This window comes from Salinimonas sediminis (assembly GCF_003429285.1).
GTDB classification, from domain to species: Bacteria; Pseudomonadota; Gammaproteobacteria; order Enterobacterales; family Alteromonadaceae; genus Alteromonas; species Alteromonas indica.
Map to the genome: position 1 here is coordinate 1,693,499 of NZ_CP031769.1, position 18,765 is coordinate 1,712,263.

Here is an 18,765-nt window from a genome sequence, read left to right on the forward strand (position 1 = left end):
GTCAATATGCGGTAAAGGAGACTAGCCCTCTAATAATAATAAATTCAGAGAACCAACTCGCCAGAACGCGACACCCCTTTAGTGGACACAGCCATAGCGGCTGCTGAAGCATGGAGTTTGAGGGGCAAAAGGCAGCAATATAGTGTAGAAGCACGACGTATTGACTGCAAAACTATAAAAAGTGTCGATGGGAGACGCAAATGACATTTAGGAAGCATCTATTGGGAACCATGGTCTCAATGGCAGTAACAGCCTCGCTGGTACCGACTGCCCTTGCTGGACAACAAATCTCGGTTCCTGAACCAGGGAAACTCAATCAATCCGGACCTGCAAAACCTGCCAGAACTCAATCCGGGGTATACATTGTTCAATTAAAAGACGCTGCCGCTATCACCTATGCAGGTGAAATCGGTGAGCTCATTCCAGCCAATCAGGCGGTAGCGGATAAAGGCAATCGGTACAATGCGAAAAGCAACAAAGTTAAGCAGTACACTGCCAAGCTGAAGTCGCGTCAGCAAAAAATTGCCAACACCTCAGGTAGTGTTAACGTGCTGCACAATTATGTGCATACGTTCAATGGTTTTGCCGCCAAAATGTCTGAGTCACAGGCCCAGGCGTTGCGCGCCAACCCGGATGTGGCCGGCGTTTGGGAAGATCAGATGTTTACTATCGATACTGCCAATACGCCCGAGTTTTTGGGCCTTACCGGCGCGGGTGGTCAACATAGCCTTGGTATTAAAGGTGATGACGTTATCGTAGGTATTATGGATACCGGTATTACCCCGGAGAATCCCAGCTTTGCCGACGATGGCAGCTATAGCGATCCGGCTGAACTAGGCTGGAGTGGGGTGTGCGATCCAGGTGAGGACGATACCTTCAGCTGTAATAATAAGTTAATAGGTGCGCGCCATTATGGCGACACTTTTGCTTCAGTTTACGACATTCAAACCAGCCTCGGCGAGTTTATCGGACCGCGCGATGCAGATGGTCATGGTAGTCATACTGCCAGCACTGCGGCGGGTAACGAAGGTGTGGTGGCAATGAAGAACGGCGCAGACCTTGGCGTGATGTCAGGTATTGCTCCGCGCGCCCGTATTGCCGCGTATAAAGTATGTTGGAATTCCGATTACACCACACCAGAAGGTACTGATGAAGCCGGTTGTTTTCCGTCTGACTCAATGGCTGCTATAGACCAAGCCGCCGCAGATGGTGTGGATGTCATTAACTTTTCTATTGGTGGTAGTTTAACGGACCTGACGTACCCCTCTACTGCTGCGATGTTACGTGCTGCGGATGCAGGTGTATTTGTCTCTGTCTCGGCGGGTAACTCGGGACCGGCGGCGCAAACCATTGGAACTCCAGCGCCGTGGGTGACCACCGTGGCGGCGTCTACCTATGATGGGGTAAGTAAAACCAATGCGCTTAATGCGGTGGTGGGCGATACAGAAACCCGTTATGGATTTGTTGAAGGCTCTATTACTAAGCCGTTATCAGAAACTGGCCCGGTAAGCGGCAAGCTGGTACTGGCTGAACCGTTGCGCGCCTGTTATGCCGATGAAGTAACCCCCACACCGTTAGATAATGCGGCGGATATTGAAGGCAATATTGCGCTTATTCAACGCGGTGATTGTGCGTTTACGCAAAAAGTCACTCGTGCAGTGGAATCCGGCGCGAAGGCAGTGGTGGTGTATACCGTGGCGGGTAATCCGGTAACTTCACTTGGTGGTGACTATGTTGGCCAAATTCCTGGTGGAATGATTGGCGATGAAGAAGGCGATGCATTGGCCGCCGCCCTGAATAGCGGCGAGATGGTTACTGTTGATTTAAGTGCAGCTATCTTTATCGACCAGCAGGAAACCGGCAATATCATGGCTGACTTTTCTTCACGGGGGCCTAACGCCTCTACGCTGGATATTATTAAACCAGATATCACCGCACCGGGTGTAAGAGTGCTGGCAGCAACGACTGACACACCAATGTTTGGTGAAAAAGGTCAGCAGGTCGCTTACCTGAGTGGCACCTCAATGTCATCGCCGCATATTGCGGGTATGGCTGCGCTACTGATGGGCCAACATCCTGACTGGACCCCAGCACAGGTCAAGTCAGCGTTGATGACTACCGCATATCAAGGCGTAACCAAAGAAGATGGCGTAACAGCAGCTGATCCGTTTGATTTTGGCGCGGGGCATGCTGCACCAGTGAGCGCCATGGCGCCAGGGTTAACATATAATGCGGAATACTATGATTACATGGCATTTATGTGTGGCCTGGAAGAGGATACTTTTGTTGAAAGTGAGTCGGGTTTCGGTTGTGCCGCTTATGAGGGCGCTGGCTTCCTGACTGACCCGTCGCAGTTGAACTATCCTTCTATCGCCATTGGTGAATTACAAGGTAGCCAAACGGTATTCCGGACTGTAACAGATGTTAGCGGTAACGGAGGTAACTACACTGTTAATCTTGAAGGTATGGACGGTCTGGATGTGACCGTAACCACTTACAATGGTGAAGGCGTTGAAACCGACAGTCCCAACCTGGTAGTCACACCAAATGGCCGTGCCGCTTACGGCGTGTCAATTGAAAAAGGGGACAGTGCCGTTATTGGGGAATGGGAGTTTGGCGCCTTGACCCTAACCGGCGAAGATGGCACCACAGTGCGCAGCCCGATTGCGGTTATGCCTGCTGCAGATGAAAAAATCGATGTACCGGAAAGCGTTTCAGTAGCATTGAAAAAAGGACGTGGTGCATTCCCGGTACAAATGCAATACAACGGACGTACCAGTATCGATTATGCAGGTTTGGCGCCGTTAAACCTTGCCGAAGATTCGGTGACGCAGGATCCGGCGGCCACGTTCGAGTTCCTGGGTACGGGTACGCAATACACGGCATGGTTAGTGCCAGATGGCTCAAGTTTGGTGCGCTTTTCTTTACGTGACCAACTGGTAGAAAAAGAAGGCGCTGATCTGGACCTGTATGTTTATCATTGTATCGGGTACTCGTGTACCGAAGTCGGCTCATCATTTAATGGTGGTTCGAACGAGGATGTTATTTTGACTAACCCCGCGCCAGCGGCGAACGCCGCAGCCGGTGATTTTTATATCGCAATGGTTCATGGCTGGTTTGTACCAGATGGTATGACAGAATACAGCCAGATGACGTGGGTAGTTGATGGGAAAGAACCAAATGTACGAATTAACGCCTCAGCCCGTGCGGTAGATGGACGCTTTAACAATGTGAACATCCTCACCCGTGGGTTAGACGATTCTTTGTATATGGGTACTGTTAGCTTCTATGACGATGAAAAGAACCTACAGGGTACTACCGCTATAGAAGTGTTTAACGAACAAAAATAATAAGAAATAACAAGAAGTCAGGGGTCTTCGGGCCCCTTCAATATCAAAAAGGAATACACAAATGAAGTCTTTAAAACAATTGTTTTGCGCAGCGGCGCTAATGGTAACCGCACTATCTGCCAATGCAGCCCTGATTACACAGGAAGTAAAAATAAACGGTGTGAGTGTGGCCTCAATGGGAGTGGATTTAGACGAGACTGCTTTGGCAAGTTATTCATCGGATCCGTTTTTTGATGCAACAGTAGTAGATAACCTGTTTTACCCCGACGTATTTACCCTGCTAAACTTTAATCTGTTTGGTGAAGCAGTGGATCTTGTCGACGATTTCTTGATTGTTCAGGATACGACTAACCTGAACAAAGGCTTTGACCTGCTTTCGTTTGATGTGACCTCGTTTGCTTTCGGCTTTGAGATGATTGCGTCATTTTATTATGACGTAACCAGCCCAATGGATGCGTTTTTCACCGTGTCATATCCTGGCGGTGTGTCAGATACCATCTTCGGCGATGAAGCTGAATTTTCCGTGGTACCTGAGCCTTCCGTATTATCTGTTTTCGCGCTGGGTATGATGTTGTTATTGACGGCCCGTCGTCAGCGTAAATAAGCACAATATGTTATTAAGAGAAAGGCCTTCTTTATGAAGGTCTTTTTTGTTTTTATCTGCAAATGAAATTATTTTCCTTGGATAAACAACCTACTACGTAGGCTTACAGTCCCAAAGTTGCAATAATCGATACTTACATAGATACTCTGTATTAACGCTTTACCATTTAAAATCAGGTGTTTGTATTGCAGCGGACGGCATTTTATATCGTTTTTCTGACTCTACTTGGTGTGTGTAGTATGCCGGCGCATGCCCAGCAACCCCAAGTACCCTATTGTGCTGAAACCAACTGGATGCCCTATGAAGGGGTCCGCAATGGCAAGCATATCGGCTTGGTGGCGGACTACTTACGGTTGGTTAGTGAGCTTACCGGGATTCAGTTTAGCGTCGTAAAAACCGAAGACTGGAAGCAGTCTCTGACCTATCTGGCGGCGGGTAAATGTCATGTGGCCGTAATGAGTAAAAGTGCCCAGGCCCGTAGTCGCTCGATTCGGTTTTCCCATGTTTTTATGGACATGCCGGACGTGCTGATAACGCGTGCCAATATGCCTATGCTGCAAGGTTATGCCGGTATTGGTGATCGGCGCCTGGCAGTGGTGCGCGATTACCGTCACGCTGATTATCTGGCCCGCTATTATCCTGCTGTGACAGTCGTGCCGGTAGCCTCAGAGTATGAAGGGTTTCGTGCATTAAGGGAACATGAGGTCGATGTCATGGTTGGCTCTTTGCTTAGCGTGAATGCCTATCTAAATAAACATGGCGATGACGATTTTGTTTTATCCGGCATTGCTGAGCCTTATGACGGGTTGCGCTTTGCCCTGGGAAGTACTGCGGATCCTGCAATGGTAGGGCTGCTTAATCGTGGTATCAGTGCCATACCCCAAAGCCGTACTGTAGATATTTATAAGCGTTGGAACCAGGTTTCGGTGCGCCAGGGGCAGACGTGGTGGCCTATCTTAGGTGGGCTAATAGCGGTGATGCTGGTAGCGGGGCTGATTGCCTGGCGCCAGCGCACACTGCGTCAGTTCAAACAATTGTTGCATAGCCGAAATGCCGACCTGGAAGCATTACAGGCAGTAGTGCTGGAAAAAAACCGTACCATTGAGTTTTTGAGCAACCATGATGCGGTAACGGGGTTGTTTAATCGTAATCACTTTATTTTAAAAGGTGAAGAAGAAATTTCCCGTTATACCCGCTTTCAATCGCCGGCTTCGTTGGTGGTAATGGATTTACTGGCTATTACCGCACAGAGTCCGGAGGCAAAAAACCGTACCCAGGAATACTTTTTACGGTGTATCGGCAAGGCGTGTTTATCCTCTGTCAGGGAAGTCGATGTGATTGCGCGCTGGAGTAATGATCAGTTAGTTTTTCTTTGCCCGCAAACCTCGCAAAGTGATGCCACCACCTTGGCTAACCGGTTGCTCCAATGTATTGAGCTGGCGGCGCGTAATCAGGGATTTACCGTCACAATAGCCGCAGGCGTAGCAGCATTAAATGACAACTGGTCATTTAATGACTGGTACGAACAAGCATGTAGCGTTTTGTACCAGGCTCGTCGGCAGGGCGGCGGCGTCGTGACCTTGACGTCGTACTAACAAGCATTATCGCCACCAGCGCAAATGCTGGCGGCGATAATATTTGGCTATTGGGTCACATAACCCTGATTGGCTTTGATGGTAAGTGGATGATAGCCAGCCTTGGCTTGATTAAACGCTTTGGTGGCGAATGCTTTACCTTCAGGCGTTTTGGATAACTCCCGGTATAAAGGTTTAACCAACTTATTGCGACCAATACTAACCAGGTAATCATACAGTCTGTCGTACGCAGGTTTGTATTCATTTTGTACCGCAATCATCAGCCAGCTATGAGCAATTTCATTGTTCTGACTTGCCGTTAACGCAAACGCACTGTCCAGTGCTGCTAATTGCTCATCGGTGAGGCTACCAGGCATATTATTCAAGAAGTACAGCCATTCGTGGGTAGTCCACTTAGTGGTGTCGATATTTTGCGCGGTGACTTCACCTGCCAACCAGGCCTGTCGGCTGGAATCTATTTTACTGAAGGCATCTGAGGTCGGTACGGGCGCGTTTTGGGGCAGCCCTGGTTCAAATATCCATTGTTCAATGCGTTGCTTACTGAGTTTGTCTTTGTACTGGGTAAGCAGCGTTTTGTCCAGATAGGTGATAAACGCATCGGTAGTAATGCTTTTAAACGCAAAATGGTCGAAATAGTCGAGCAAAAATTTATCAAAATTCTCGCGGCCAATTTTTTGTTCCAGCTCGCGTAAAAATAACGCCCCTTTTTCATAAGGAATATCAGAAAATACGTCATCCGGATTGCGCCCGCGTAAATCTACCGCCAGAATTTGGTCTTGCGGATCGAGGCTGTCCAAGTCAGCTTGCAGGCTTTGATAACCCAATACGGCTTCCATATTATAGCGATCTTCGCCGTACAGTTTTTCCATAATACGGTAAGTCAGATAGGTGGTAAAACCTTCGTTTAACCAAAGATCACGCCAGGTCGCATTGGTTACGGTATTACCTGACCAGCTGTGAGCCAGTTCGTGCGCTATCAAGGATACCAGGCTTTTGTCACCAGCAATCACGGTAGGCGTTATAAACGATAACCGCGGATTTTCCATACCACCAAAGGGGAAGGATGGCGGTAAAATAAGCAAGTCGTAACGGTCCCAGCGGTAAGGTCCGTAGGTTTGCTCCGTTATCTCCAGCATGGACTCGGTATCTTCAAATTCTTTGGCCGCGTCTGCCAGTAACTGAGGTTCAGCATATACCCCGGTGCGCTCTCCCATAGCTTTAAATTCAAGATTGCCGATAGCCAGGGCTATCAGGTAGGAAGGGATCGGCTGGGGCATATCAAACTGGTATTCCCCGTCACGCACGGTGTCAGGATCGTTTGCCGCACTCATTACCGCCAGTAGGTCAGTAGGCGTGTGAATAGTGGCGCTATAAGTAATTCGTACCTGCGGAGAGTCCTGCAAGGGAATGAAACTACGAGCATGTACCGCCTGTGCCTGGGTAAACAAAAAGGGATGCTGTTTACCTGCCGTTTGCGCGGGGGTTAACCATTGCACGCCTGAAGCGCTGGGCGAAGTAGAGTAGGTCACCATCACTTTATCAGCCTGCTCAGGCAGGGTTATCTCAAGCGCTGCGCCCAAATCAGGATCGGCTGCCTTGAGCTGGTAATCCACTGGCTCACCTTCAACCGTCACCTTATCAATCCGGAGTTCACGCGTATCCAACACTAATGTTTTTGCGTCAGGCTGTATACGGTCAACCGTTAATGTGGCCTGGCCCTGTAATACAGACTGTTCAAAATCCGCCGTCAGGTCTAAATCAAGGTGAGTAACTTTGATCTGGTCAGGGTTAGAAAATGAGTGGTAATCAGTCCCCGCGCGCATAGTGGTATCGTTAGCTACGGCGGTGGCAGAATCTGCCGTGCGATCGTTGGGGGCCGGGGTAGGGGCTGGTTCACTGCAGGCAAACAGCAGGGGTGTAGCCAGCCACAGCAAGCGTAGTTTGTTCATTGTTATCCTTATGAAAATGATCATAGCGCGCATTTATTGGCGGTGCGAAGCAATGCACCGAGCAGCGCCAGGGCTTTTACACTGGCCATGTTAACCTGAACAGGGTGGGTGTCCAGTAGCAATACGGTAAAGCCAAGCGGAAAAACGACAGGACAGGGCGATGTAAGGCGTAGGCCTTTGGACCGTTAGCCGCACAGCGTATACAGCAGTAAAAAACCGGTACCAGAGAAAGCATAATGAATGGTTGCCCGAGCGAGCGCTAAAACCAGCGCCGGCGCGCCATGCGCGCCGGCCTTGGGCTGTTATTTACCTAACGTAAAACGGGTATCGGCATCGCGTAAAACATATAACGCGAAACAAGCAGCCAACATTGGCCAGGCCGCGAAAAACAGAAGATTGTTGAAAGCATCAAAGTACTGGGCAAACGCAGATAATGTGGAAGCCCCGTGTAAGATGAAAATAATTCCATAAGTCCAGCGTTTGGCTATGCCCGCTACAAACGCCAGGACTAATACCAGCTGCAGCGACCCCATAATGTAAACCAGTATTTCGTTGACGCCTTTTATTGAATAAAACGCTTCAAAGATGCGCATACTGTGCCCGGGATTAACAAATTTATCCAGGGTCCACACAAACATAACAATGAATACACTGATGCGCAGGGCAAATAAAACCCAGCTTAACCGTGATTGTAAACCAGCAGAAGGCTGATCAGACATAAAGACTCCGTTTTTGCGCTATTATAAATGGTTATGTGAGAAGAACGTTCGGCTCTCTATTTAATTTCATCGTAGAGTAACTTTTTTACCGACGGTGAAAGTTTTCACAGGGCTGAACGGTCGATAGAGGTAAGCTGATGTAAATGGAAAATTAAATGAAAAGTATGTGCACCCAGCACGGTTATCTAAGCCTGATGATAAGCTTGGGAATGGTAAGCGCCACCAGCGCGCGTGCCGAAGAGGATGTCGAAATTATAGAGATAACCGGACAAAGGCAGCAGGGCGAGATACTGAACCCGGGTGCAGGAAGCGCAGGGGGCTTGTTTGGAGCGGATATGGACGTTAGCGATATCCCCCGGGCTATCACGTCGTTATCAGCCGAGGCGCTGGCCCAATATAATATTACCAGTTTACACGATATTGCCCGCGTCGCGCCTAATACGTATGCTTCGAGTGGGTTTGGCACCCCTAGTCTGCCATCTATGCGCGGCCAGTTAGGCGAATTATTTCAAGATGGTATACGCCGTCAGGCCGGCAATAATGGGTTTGGGTTGCCTTTTTCATTTAATAGCATAGCGCAAATGGATGTGGTAAAAGGCCCGCCTACTGTTTTATTAGGCAGTACCCAGCGTAATGGCGGGTTTGTTAATGTTACCAGCAAAACCGCCTCGGTAACCCAGAACCGCGGCATGGTACAGTTCACGGCCGGACGCTGGGATCGCTATTCGGCTACGCTCGATTATTCCCATGTACTCGAACAGGGCAAATCCGGCTTACGGGTGAGTGCTCAGTGGCAGGATGAAAATAGCTATTATCAGCATGCCAGCCAGCAAAGTGAAAATCTGTTTATAACCTTTGCCCAGCAGTTTTCTGCGCAGACCCGCTGGGATATCAGCCTGGAACACTATGATGCCGAATACCCCGATATCGCTGGCATTAATCGACCGACCCAGGATTTGATTGACTATAATCTGTACATAACCGGGCAGGGCCGACAGGCTAACGGTAGTGAGGTACCGGCGGCGGGTTCAGTAATCAGCCCCACGGGCGAACAGATTATTTCCCGAGCCAATGTGCTGACTCACCCCGAGGATGTGAACGGGGCGCAAACCACACTAGTGCGTAGCCGGTTTACCACCCAGATAAACCCCGCCTTGGCACTGCGCAATATTAGCTATTACCAGTACCTTGAACGAGAAGAGATTGCGACTAACAGTTTCGTTGAAATAATTGATGGAGCGCATACCGCGCAAAATCGTACCGAACTGGATATAGCGTTAACCGACCAGCAACTTACCACCGTAGCGCTAGATGTTCGTTATAACGATGTACTGGGCTTTAGTCAGTTTACTACCGAAGCGGACAACCCGATTGACCTGACCGCACCATTAAGCGCCCGGCTTATCCCCCTTTCCCAGGCGCAGCAGCAGCGTTTGGTAATGCTACGCGACGAGGTGTGGGTTTCACCCGGGGCACAGTACGATATAAATATGGATGGCACCGGCGATTTCAGTTTATCTGATACCACCGACTCCAGCACTTGGCAAACCGGCTTTGCGATACAGCAGCAATCTCGCTGGAGCGAACGCTTTTCCACCATTCTAGGTTATCGCGCGGATTATTATGCCGTGACGGCTCAGGATCCTTTGCCCCCGCCAGGGATGGTTGCAGCCCGTGATACCTATTCTGACTGGCTCCATAGTTATCAGCTTAATGCCACCTACGCGTTGTCGCCGGCGCTGAATCTTTATGCTACCTACAGCAACAATGACGCGACTTCCAATAGTATGGCCGGGGGGACGGTACTGGGTGTAGATAACGCTATCAGCGCAGCTAATTTCGCGACCCGGAACACTTTATACGAAGCCGGCCTGAAGTACGCACCCGACCCCGCGTTATACGCTGAAGTCGCCGTATTTGAACAAACCCGCAGTTTGCGCAACCGCGATGGCAGTAATACCGGCATACAAACCACCGGCATTGAACTGCAGGCGTTTTTTCAGACAGATGCATATTGGCTGAACGCCAGTTACAGCTACCTGGATGCGCGCTACGATGACTCTGCCGCGTTTCAGGGGACCCGGCAGGTAGCCGATGCTTTTGATAACAGTGCGCCACACATTATTGTTGGCTCTGCGCAAGGTTCCCCAGCGTTTGCGGCGTTTGCTGCATCCAGCCAGCGGGTGCAAGGGGTGGTCCCCCAGTTAGTTGCCTTAAATGCCGGCTGGTCGATAGCTGAGAATATCGAGCTTGGCAGTAGCCTGACTTATACCAAATCATTTCCACTGGATTACCTGCAAAGCGTGTATATACGGGACCAAATTCGCTGGGACCTCAATGCCAGTTGTGAATTGACGGCCGCGCTGCGGGTGCGGTTGGATGTTATCAATGTTACCGATGAAGACAATTGGCAACCGGTATTTGAAGGAGGCTACTTTGGCGCTGACCTGGTTATGCCCGAATTGCCGCGCCACGCTAAGCTTGCGCTGCAATACGCGTTTTAAAACATCTCAGGAGCTATTCTGTGCTTAAAAAATCTGCACTGTTAATTGTTATTGCCGGCCTTATTGCGTCGTTTTTTATTTTTGACTTAAACCAGTATCTAACGCTGGCCGGGCTCAAAGAGTCAGTAGACCAATTCAGCCGCTACATTGCGCAAAACCCGGTAGTAAGTGTCAGTGTGTTTTTTGTCGGGTATGTAGCAGTGACCGCACTGTCCCTGCCCGGCGCAGCCATTCTAACGCTGGCGGCGGGCGCATTATTTGGCTTATGGTTGGGTTTACTACTGGTTTCATTTGCGTCTACCGTAGGGGCCACTCTGGCATTTTTAAGCGCTCGGTTTGTATTCCGGGATACCGTAAAAAACCGGTTTAGTGAAAAGTTACGCCGGATTGATGAAGGCGTTGAAAAACAAGGGGCCTTTTATTTATTTACCCTGCGCCTGGTACCAGTATTTCCGTTTTTTCTGATTAACTTACTGATGGGGTTGACCGGCCTTAAAACCCGAACTTTTTATTGGGTTAGCCAACTGGGGATGCTACCCGGTACACTGGTATTCGTAAACGCCGGTACACAACTGGCCCAACTTAATAGCTTATCTGGCATTTTATCCGCTGATTTGATATTAAGTTTTGTTTTATTGGGCATATTTCCCTGGATTGCCAAAGGCATTGTCGCTCTGGTTAACCGTCGTCGGGTGTATAAGGGGTACCAAAAGCCTGCTACCTTCGACCGGAATCTGGTGGTTATCGGCGCCGGCGCGGGCGGCCTGGTAACCAGTTACATTGGCGCCGCGGTCAAAGCGAAAGTCACTTTAGTGGAAGCTTCGGCAATGGGGGGTGACTGCCTCAATTATGGTTGTGTACCGAGCAAAGCATTAATCAAAAGTGCCAAAGTTGCCCATCAGATAGCCAACGCTCAGGATTATGGATTGACGAATACCCGGCCTGACTTTTCGTTTAAGCAGGTTATTGCCAGAGTGCATGAGGTCATTGCAGCAATAGCGCCTAATGACAGTGTGGAGCGCTATACTGAGCTGGGTGTCGATGTGGTCAAAGGTTATGCGCATATTGTAGACCCCTGGCGGGTTAAAATTCGCTTAGATAACGGCAGTGAGTATACGCTGACTACCCGCAGTATTGTGGTGGCGACAGGGGCCAGACCATTTGTTCCGCCGCTGCCGGGTATAGCAGATAGCGGGTATGTTACCTCTGATACAATGTGGCAAAGTTTTGCCCAGCGCGACACCGCGCCCACGCGCTTAGTGGTATTGGGTGGTGGGCCTATTGGCTGCGAACTGGCCCAGGCGTTTGCGCGTCTAGGTAGCCAGGTAACGCTGATAGAGCAGGCCCCCCAAATTATGGGCCGCGAAGACGCAGAGGTGGCTGAGTTTGTGGCTAACACCCTTACTGCAAATGGCGTTCAGCTACTCACTGGACACCAGGCCAGGCGATTTTATCAGCAACACGGGAGCCGTCAGTTGGAAGTTTCCGACGGTGACAAATCCATTTGCGTGCCCTACGATGAAATCATTGTTGCAGTGGGACGTAAGGCGCGTTTGGAAGGGTTTGGTTTAAAAGAGCTGGGTATACAGTTTGATAAAACCATTGAGGCTGATGACTTTCTGCAAACACGGTTTCCTAATATTTATGCGGCAGGCGATGTGGTGGGGCCATATCAGTTTACCCATGTAGCGGCGCACCAGGCATGGTATGCAGCGGCCAATGCCTTATTTGGCACCTTTAAAAAATTCAAAGTCGATTATCGGGTCATTCCCTGGACAACGTTTGTTGACCCGGAAGTGGCACGGGTGGGGCTAAACGAGACAGAGGCAGCCGAGCGGGGCGTTGCCTATGAGGTGACCCGCTACGACTTTGCTGAGCTCGACCGGGCGATTACTGAAAGTGCGGGTAAAGGCTTTATTAAAGTTCTAACGCCGCCGGGCAAAGACACTATTTTAGGGGTAACTATTATCAGCGAGCATGCAGGTGATTTGTTGGCGGAATTTGTTTTGGCTATGAAGCATAAGCTGGGACTCAATAAGATTTTGGGGACCATTCATGCGTATCCCACCTGGGCAGAAGGCGCCAAGTATACGGCAGGCAACTGGAAGAAAGCTAACAGTCCGGAACAGCTGCTTAAGTATGTCGAGAAGTATCATGCATGGAAACGTCACTAATGCGCTATCTGATAAGCGGTTTTGTGCTATTGGTATTCAGCCTGGGGAACTTGGCAGCGGCGACCACGCTCTTCGATATGCCATCCGCAGATACTTCGCCGGCTACTGTTTTTGAAGTCACCCTGCATGGCCCCTGGGACAGTATGTTAAAACGTTATGTGGTGAGTGTGAGCAGCGAAGCTAACCAGCAACATCAGGCCACTCGCGTGGATTACCAACGCTGGCACGCTAACCCCAAGGCGTTAACCCGGTATCTTCAGGCGTTGGCGCAGGTTGAGCGAGTCCAATACCAGCAATGGTCAGCGCGCCAACAACTGGCATTTTTGATTAATGCCTACAATGCCCATACGGTGGCGGTTATCTTAAAGCATTATCCGAAGCTTGATTCAATTAAAGATATTGGCGGGCTTTTTTCCTCAGCCTGGGACCAGCCGGTGGGCCAGCTACTGGGGCAGGCACGCACGCTCGACGATATTGAGCACGGCATGATTCGGGGTAACAGCAGCACTTTCGATGGGTTTGCTGAACCACGGATTCATTTTGCCGTAAACTGTGCCAGCATCGGCTGTCCGGCGCTCCGTCGTGAAGCCTATATCAGCACAAAGCTCGACGCGCAGCTAAATAGTCAAACCCGGCAATTTTTAGCCGACAGGTCGCGCAATAGAGTTACCCCTGACGCCCTGTACTTATCCAAATTATTCGATTGGTACGAAGATGACTTTCTGGCCCCGGCAACAGGGTCTGATAGTGCCAGGCCCCGCCATACGCTGACGCCTTTTTTAACCACCTATGCAGATGCCTTACAATTCGATACTGCCGCACAGCAGGCGCTGGCTAATGGTGAGCTGGCTATTCGCTATACACGCTATAACTGGGCGCTGAATGACCTTCACGAGTAAACGGCATGGCCGGCTGTGGCCCCTCGGCTGGGCCCTAAGTTTATTCCTTAGCTGTCTGCTATCTACCGCCGCGACAGCGGGCCCCACCGTGCAGTTTTTCGGATGGGGGGGAAGTACTCAGGTAAACCAGTATATTCAGTGGGTATCGGCGCAAACTGAGACTGAGTTTGGGATTCGGGTTAACCATGTCAAACTGGCTGATACCAGCGATGCGGTCTCCCGCGTGCTGGCTGAAAAAGCCGCGGGTAACCATCATGCCGGCAGTGTGGATTTGCTGTGGGTTAACGGTGAAAATTTCGCAGCCATGCAGGCACACGGGTTGCTAAAGGACCCGTGGGTTAACCAGCTACCTAATTTTTCTTTGACGCGTCCTGGCGATAATCCATCAATGACAATGGACTTCGGCGTGCCGACCCAGGGCCAGGAAGCGCCGTGGGGCAAAGCGGCAATGGTATTTTATTATAATCAACAGCGCGTTAAGCAGCCTCCCCGTAATTTACCGCAGCTGCTGTTATTTGCTCAGCAATATCCTGGTCGGTTTGCCTATCCGTTACCCGACGATTATCTGGGGATCAGTTTTTTGAAATATGCCGCGCTGGTGTTAAACCCGCAGCATCAATCGCTGATGTATAAACCGGTTACGCCCGCTGCCTTAGCACAAATTAGCCAGCCGCTGTTTGGCTATCTGGACGCGCTGCATCCACTGCTTTGGCAGCAGGGAACCTATTTTGTGCGCCAGGCCAGCGGGCTACAGCAACTGTTTAGCGATCACGAAACTCTGCTGTCTTTTTCCTTTACCGCCGCTGAAATTCCCGCTGCGGTTAACCGGTTTGATTTACCTGAGTCTACCCGGACCTATGCTATGGAGGATGGCAGTTTAGCCAATGTCCATTTTTTAGCGATAACCTATAACAGTGCGCAAAGCGCTGCTGCGCAAACCGTGGTCAATTTTTTATTATCGCCCCGGGCACAAGCGTATAAACAGCGCCTGGAGGTATGGGGGGATGAAACCGTACTGGCTGTCGACGCACTTACACAGCGCCAGCAGCAGATGTTTACTACCGGCGAGCACCCCGCCGCCATGCGTAAAACCGGCTATTCACGCTTACTTGCCGAGCCTCATGCCAGTTGGGCGGATGCGCTTCGCGATGCCTGGTATGCCCGCTACGGAGCACGATGGTAAATGGTGTTTGAGCTGTGCATTCGAAGCGCGCGGGCGTTGTTTTATCTGGTGTTACTATTGCCGGTATGTGTGGGCGTTATGGGGATTGTTCTGCCCGCTGTCGGCTACTTTCCGGCGTTAGGCGAAACCGAATTTTCGCTCACCGCGGTACATCGCTTGTTGGCGGTAGAAGGATTACCCAAAATGGTGCTGTTGGCGTTGTTTACCAGCATCAGCGCCACCGTTATCGCGTTACTTTGTACGATAGCCTTACTGGCCCAGTTTTATCAGCGACCGGCATTACAGATCATTCAGCATGGCTTGAGCCCGGTGTTGGCTATACCTCACGCCGCCACGGCCATTGGGATTGGTTTTGTGCTGGCCCCCACAGGTTGGGTGGCCAGGCTGATAGCCAGCGTAACCGAGAGCTGGCAGCTGCCCCCGCAATCCTCGTTATTATACGACTCGCAGGGCGTGGCCATTATTCTAGCGCTGGCTATTAAAGAGCTGCCGTTTATATTACTGATGGCGCTGGGCGTATTGTCGCAACCGCATTTGAAGGCACGCCTGGCGGCTCAGTTTGCCGTGGCACAAAGTTTAGGCTACCAGCGGCAGACAGCCTTTATCTATGCTGTCTTTCCCGTGGTTTACAGCCAGCTAAAGTTGCCCATTATAGCGGTCTTAGCCTATGCCAGTGCCAGTGTGGAAATTCCTTTACTGTTAGGCCCGCAGAATCCACCCACGCTGGCGGTGGCTATTTTACAATGGTTTAATCATATTGATTTGTCTATGCGCCTACTGGCCAGCGCAGCAGCCTGCTTGCAGCTGTTGGTTACCGCCGGAGCGGTGGGCTTATGGTTGCTTGCCGAGCGGGTGGCAAAACTATTTTTTACCGGTTTAGTGGTAAATGGAGCCCGCGGCGATGGCGCACGTATGATCGCGTTTTGTGCATGGCTTACCGCCAGCGTGATGGCACTAATGATTAGCGTATTTTTAGTGAGTTTGCTGAGTTGGTCCGTGGCGGGTTACTGGCCTTACCCGCAACTACTACCGGACAGTGTTACCGTGCAGCATTGGCATACGGCAGTGCAAGCTTTAGCAGGCCCGCTGGCGAATACGGTGTGGCTGGCTGGTTTAGCTACACCTATCGCCGTGGTACTGGTACTGTTATTTTTGGAAGGTGAGTCAGTGGCGCAGCGGTGCCAACGCCGTTATTTTACGGTAGATCAGGTATTGTTTATTCCGTTAATTGTACCGGGCGTGGCTTTCCTATACGGTTTGGTATGGTGTACCCAATGGTTACTACCCGGCCATGTCTGGTTGCCTACGGTAGTGTCGCATCTTATTTATGTATTGCCTTACGTTTTTTTGTCGTTAGCCGTGGCCTATCGCAGGTTGGATATACGTTTCATCAATGTCGCCTCAAGCCTGGGCGCTTCGCCATGGCAGGTCTTCTTACAAGTTAAATTGCCGATGTTGTTCGCCCCCGTTATGGTGGCAGCAGCACTGGGTGCTGCTATCAGTTTTGGCCAGTATTTACCTACCCTGTTAGCCAGCGGGGGGCGTCTTGCGACCTTAACAACTGAAGCGGTAGCCACTGCCTCTGGGGGCAGTCGCCGGCTTACCGCGGTATATGCCATTATGCAAATGTTATTGCCGCTGGCTGGCTTCGTGCTGGCGTGGCTATTACCCCGGGTGTTATTCAATCCGGCGCAACGACATCACACAGGTGCAAAATGACTCAGGCAGCACTGGTTCTGGATAATCTTGTTGTACAGCAGCAGAAGCAGACCTTAATTCGTCTTTCTACATGTATAAACGCAGGTCAGATAGTGACTATTATGGGACCTTCTGGGGTCGGGAAGTCGTCGCTGCTAAGCGCGATAGCCGGGCTATTACCGGACGGCCTGACATGCGAAGGTACGATCTGGTTAAATGGCCAGAATATCACGCATATGCCTGCTTATCAGCGGCGTACCGGCTTACTTTACCAAGACGCGTTATTATTTGAACACCTGGATGTGGCTGGAAATATTGCCTTCGGTATGCCCCGGGGTAATCGCGGTCAACGGCGCGAACTGACCCAGGCTATGCTTGAGCAGGTGGGGTTAAGCGATATGGCTGCCCGGCCAGTGACTACCTTATCCGGCGGTCAACAGGCGCGGGTCGCGTTGCTTCGAACGCTGGCGGCTAAACCTGCTGCGTTGCTGCTGGATGAACCCTTTAGCAAACTTGACAGTCGCACCCGGCAAACCACGCGCGACTGGGTATTTACCCAAATTCAGGAAGCCGGCCTGCCGGCCTTGCTGGTTACCCACGATAAGCAGGATGCGCTTGCTACGGGCGATAAAATTATAGAGGTGACACCATGCTAGATGCGCTAATTACTCCTGTAATAAAGCCGTTATTACAGCCTCTGATTTACACCCTGGATAAAGTCGGTGCAACCGCCGACCGGCTCACGGTAATTGGCTTTGCTATCGGGCTGATAGCGGTTCCCCTGATTATTACAGAGCATTTTAGTGCCGCGTTAGTGTTTATAGTGTTGAATAGAGTGATAGATGGTCTGGATGGCGAGTTGGCGCGTTACCAAAAACGCAGCTCCAGCGCCGGCGGCTATCTGGATATTGCCCTGGACTTTTTATTTTATGCCAGTATCCCATTAGCCTTTGGCCTGGCGAACCCAGCGCTGTGGGCAGTTCCTGCGATGGTCCTGTTAGTCAGCTTTATTGGTACCGGAAGTAGCTTTTTGGCGTTTGCGATAGCCGCAGAAAAATTTCAGATCAACCGGCCACAATTTGAAAACAAAAGCTTTTACTACATGCAAGGGCTGACCGAGGGAGCCGAAACTATTGCCTTTTTTATAGCCTTTTGCCTATGGCCTCAGTGGTTCACTGAATTAGCGTATATATTCGCCGGGGCGTGTAGCATTACCATCATCACCCGCATTGCAGGAGGATATAAAACCCTGCAAAGAGCTGAAAAAATGAGCGTGCAGGAAGGCTGATGGAATCTCAGGCGTGGGTAAGGTTAGCCGTATTTGCCGGGGTATTTGCTATTATGGCGCTGGCTGAAATGGTATGGCCTGCACGGCAGTCTCCGCTAACCCGCTGGGTCAGATGGCGCGCTAATCTTGCCATGGTGGTGGGCGGGGCCATTTTAGGCCGTATTGTATTACCAGTGACCGTAGCGGGCACGGCAATATGGGCTGAGAGTCATGCAATAGGGTGGTTGCATCAGGTTAACTGGCCGGGCTGGGTGGGCGCTGTGATGGGGTTACTTGCCCTGGATCTGGCAATTTACTGGCAACACCGCTTGTTTCATCAAATTCCGGTCCTTTGGCGCCTGCATCAGGTACATCACGCGGACCCTCATATCGACTCGTCCACCGGTTTACGCTTTCACCCGGTAGAAATTGCCTTGAGCTTATTTATTAAGGTGGCTGTAGTGGTCGCGCTAGGGATACCTGCTGCGGTGGTAGTTTTATTTGAGGTGGCATTAAATGGCTTTGCCATTTTTAATCATGCCAATATCAGATTACCGCAAAAGCTGGACGATAAGCTGGGCTGGTTGATTATCACCCAACGCCTACACCGGATACACCATAGTCAGGCAGCACGTGAAACCAACAGCAACTTTGGGTTTAGTGTGTCATGGTGGGACCGGCTGTTTAAGAGTTTTCGTTCCCGTGCGGCGTTGTCAGACGAAAAGCTGCAAATCGGCCAAAAGGCCTATCCGGCCACTGTTGCTAATAGTGGCCTGATAAAATTACTGCTAATGCCGTTTTCCGGCAAGGGCGATTAGCGCCT

At 50.6% G+C, this 18,765-nt stretch carries 13 protein-coding genes; 11 read left to right on the forward strand and 2 right to left on the reverse strand.

What is annotated here, in order from left to right; translation table 11 throughout:
* Positions 1-200: 200 nt before the first annotated feature.
* The 3 genes from D0Y50_RS19880 to D0Y50_RS07670 all read left to right on the forward strand — a co-directional run bounded on the left by D0Y50_RS19880 (position 201) and on the right by D0Y50_RS07670 (position 5,549).
* A complete protein-coding gene (locus D0Y50_RS19880) occupies positions 201-3,350 on the forward strand; it encodes a S8 family serine peptidase (protein WP_117316268.1) in 3,150 nt (1,049 codons plus the stop codon).
* 61 nt (positions 3,351-3,411) lie between these two features.
* Positions 3,412-3,954 (forward strand): PEP-CTERM sorting domain-containing protein, encoded by a 543-nt coding sequence (locus tag D0Y50_RS07665; RefSeq protein ID WP_108566196.1) that lies wholly within the window; start codon positions 3,412-3,414, stop codon positions 3,952-3,954.
* A 239-nt stretch (positions 3,955-4,193) separates the two neighbouring features.
* On the forward strand, positions 4,194-5,549 hold the full coding sequence (locus D0Y50_RS07670) for a transporter substrate-binding domain-containing diguanylate cyclase (protein WP_108566195.1): 1,356 nt from the start codon (positions 4,194-4,196) through the stop codon (positions 5,547-5,549).
* Positions 5,550-5,596: 47 nt separating this feature from the next.
* On the opposite strand, the gene D0Y50_RS07675 is transcribed toward D0Y50_RS07670, so the two are convergent.
* Together D0Y50_RS07675 and D0Y50_RS07680 are read right to left on the reverse strand one after the other, a co-directional pair.
* Complete coding sequence (locus D0Y50_RS07675; RefSeq protein WP_108566194.1) at positions 5,597-7,498, reverse strand: M1 family metallopeptidase; 1,902 nt, start codon at positions 7,496-7,498, stop codon at positions 5,597-5,599.
* 302 nt (positions 7,499-7,800) lie between these two features.
* Positions 7,801-8,217 carry a hypothetical protein gene (locus D0Y50_RS07680; RefSeq protein ID WP_108566193.1) on the reverse strand — a complete coding sequence of 139 codons (417 nt, stop codon included), beginning with the start codon at positions 8,215-8,217 and terminating at the stop codon, positions 7,801-7,803.
* A gap of 155 nt (positions 8,218-8,372) precedes the next feature.
* Between D0Y50_RS07680 and D0Y50_RS07685 the strand changes: the two genes are divergently transcribed.
* From D0Y50_RS07685 to D0Y50_RS07720, 8 genes are all read left to right on the forward strand, one after another.
* A complete protein-coding gene (locus tag D0Y50_RS07685; RefSeq protein ID WP_117316270.1) occupies positions 8,373-10,721 on the forward strand; it encodes a TonB-dependent receptor in 2,349 nt (782 codons plus the stop codon).
* A 20-nt stretch (positions 10,722-10,741) separates the two neighbouring features.
* Positions 10,742-12,895: an FAD-dependent oxidoreductase gene (locus tag D0Y50_RS07690; RefSeq protein WP_117316272.1), complete on the forward strand. Its 2,154-nt coding sequence runs from the start codon at positions 10,742-10,744 to the stop codon at positions 12,893-12,895.
* A complete protein-coding gene (locus D0Y50_RS07695) occupies positions 12,880-13,794 on the forward strand; it encodes a DUF547 domain-containing protein (RefSeq protein ID WP_117316274.1) in 915 nt (304 codons plus the stop codon). The genes D0Y50_RS07690 and D0Y50_RS07695 overlap by 16 nt, the downstream gene beginning before the upstream one ends.
* A gap of 88 nt (positions 13,795-13,882) precedes the next feature.
* Positions 13,883-14,977, forward strand: a complete 1,095-nt coding sequence (locus tag D0Y50_RS07700; protein WP_232366484.1) for an ABC transporter substrate-binding protein — start codon at positions 13,883-13,885, stop codon at positions 14,975-14,977.
* Positions 14,978-16,696, forward strand: coding sequence for an ABC transporter permease (locus tag D0Y50_RS07705; RefSeq protein ID WP_117316278.1), 1,719 nt, complete (start codon positions 14,978-14,980; stop codon positions 16,694-16,696). It begins immediately after the preceding gene.
* Entirely contained in the window at positions 16,693-17,331 is a 639-nt protein-coding gene (locus D0Y50_RS07710; protein WP_117316280.1) for an ATP-binding cassette domain-containing protein, read from the forward strand. Before D0Y50_RS07705 ends, D0Y50_RS07710 begins: the two co-directional genes overlap by 4 nt.
* Positions 17,325-17,963 carry a CDP-alcohol phosphatidyltransferase family protein gene (locus tag D0Y50_RS07715; RefSeq protein WP_117316282.1) on the forward strand — a complete coding sequence of 213 codons (639 nt, stop codon included), beginning with the start codon at positions 17,325-17,327 and terminating at the stop codon, positions 17,961-17,963. Before D0Y50_RS07710 ends, D0Y50_RS07715 begins: the two co-directional genes overlap by 7 nt.
* Entirely contained in the window at positions 17,963-18,760 is a 798-nt protein-coding gene (locus D0Y50_RS07720; RefSeq protein ID WP_108566185.1) for a sterol desaturase family protein, read from the forward strand. The genes D0Y50_RS07715 and D0Y50_RS07720 overlap by 1 nt, the downstream gene beginning before the upstream one ends.
* The last annotated feature ends 5 nt before the right edge of the window (positions 18,761-18,765 follow it).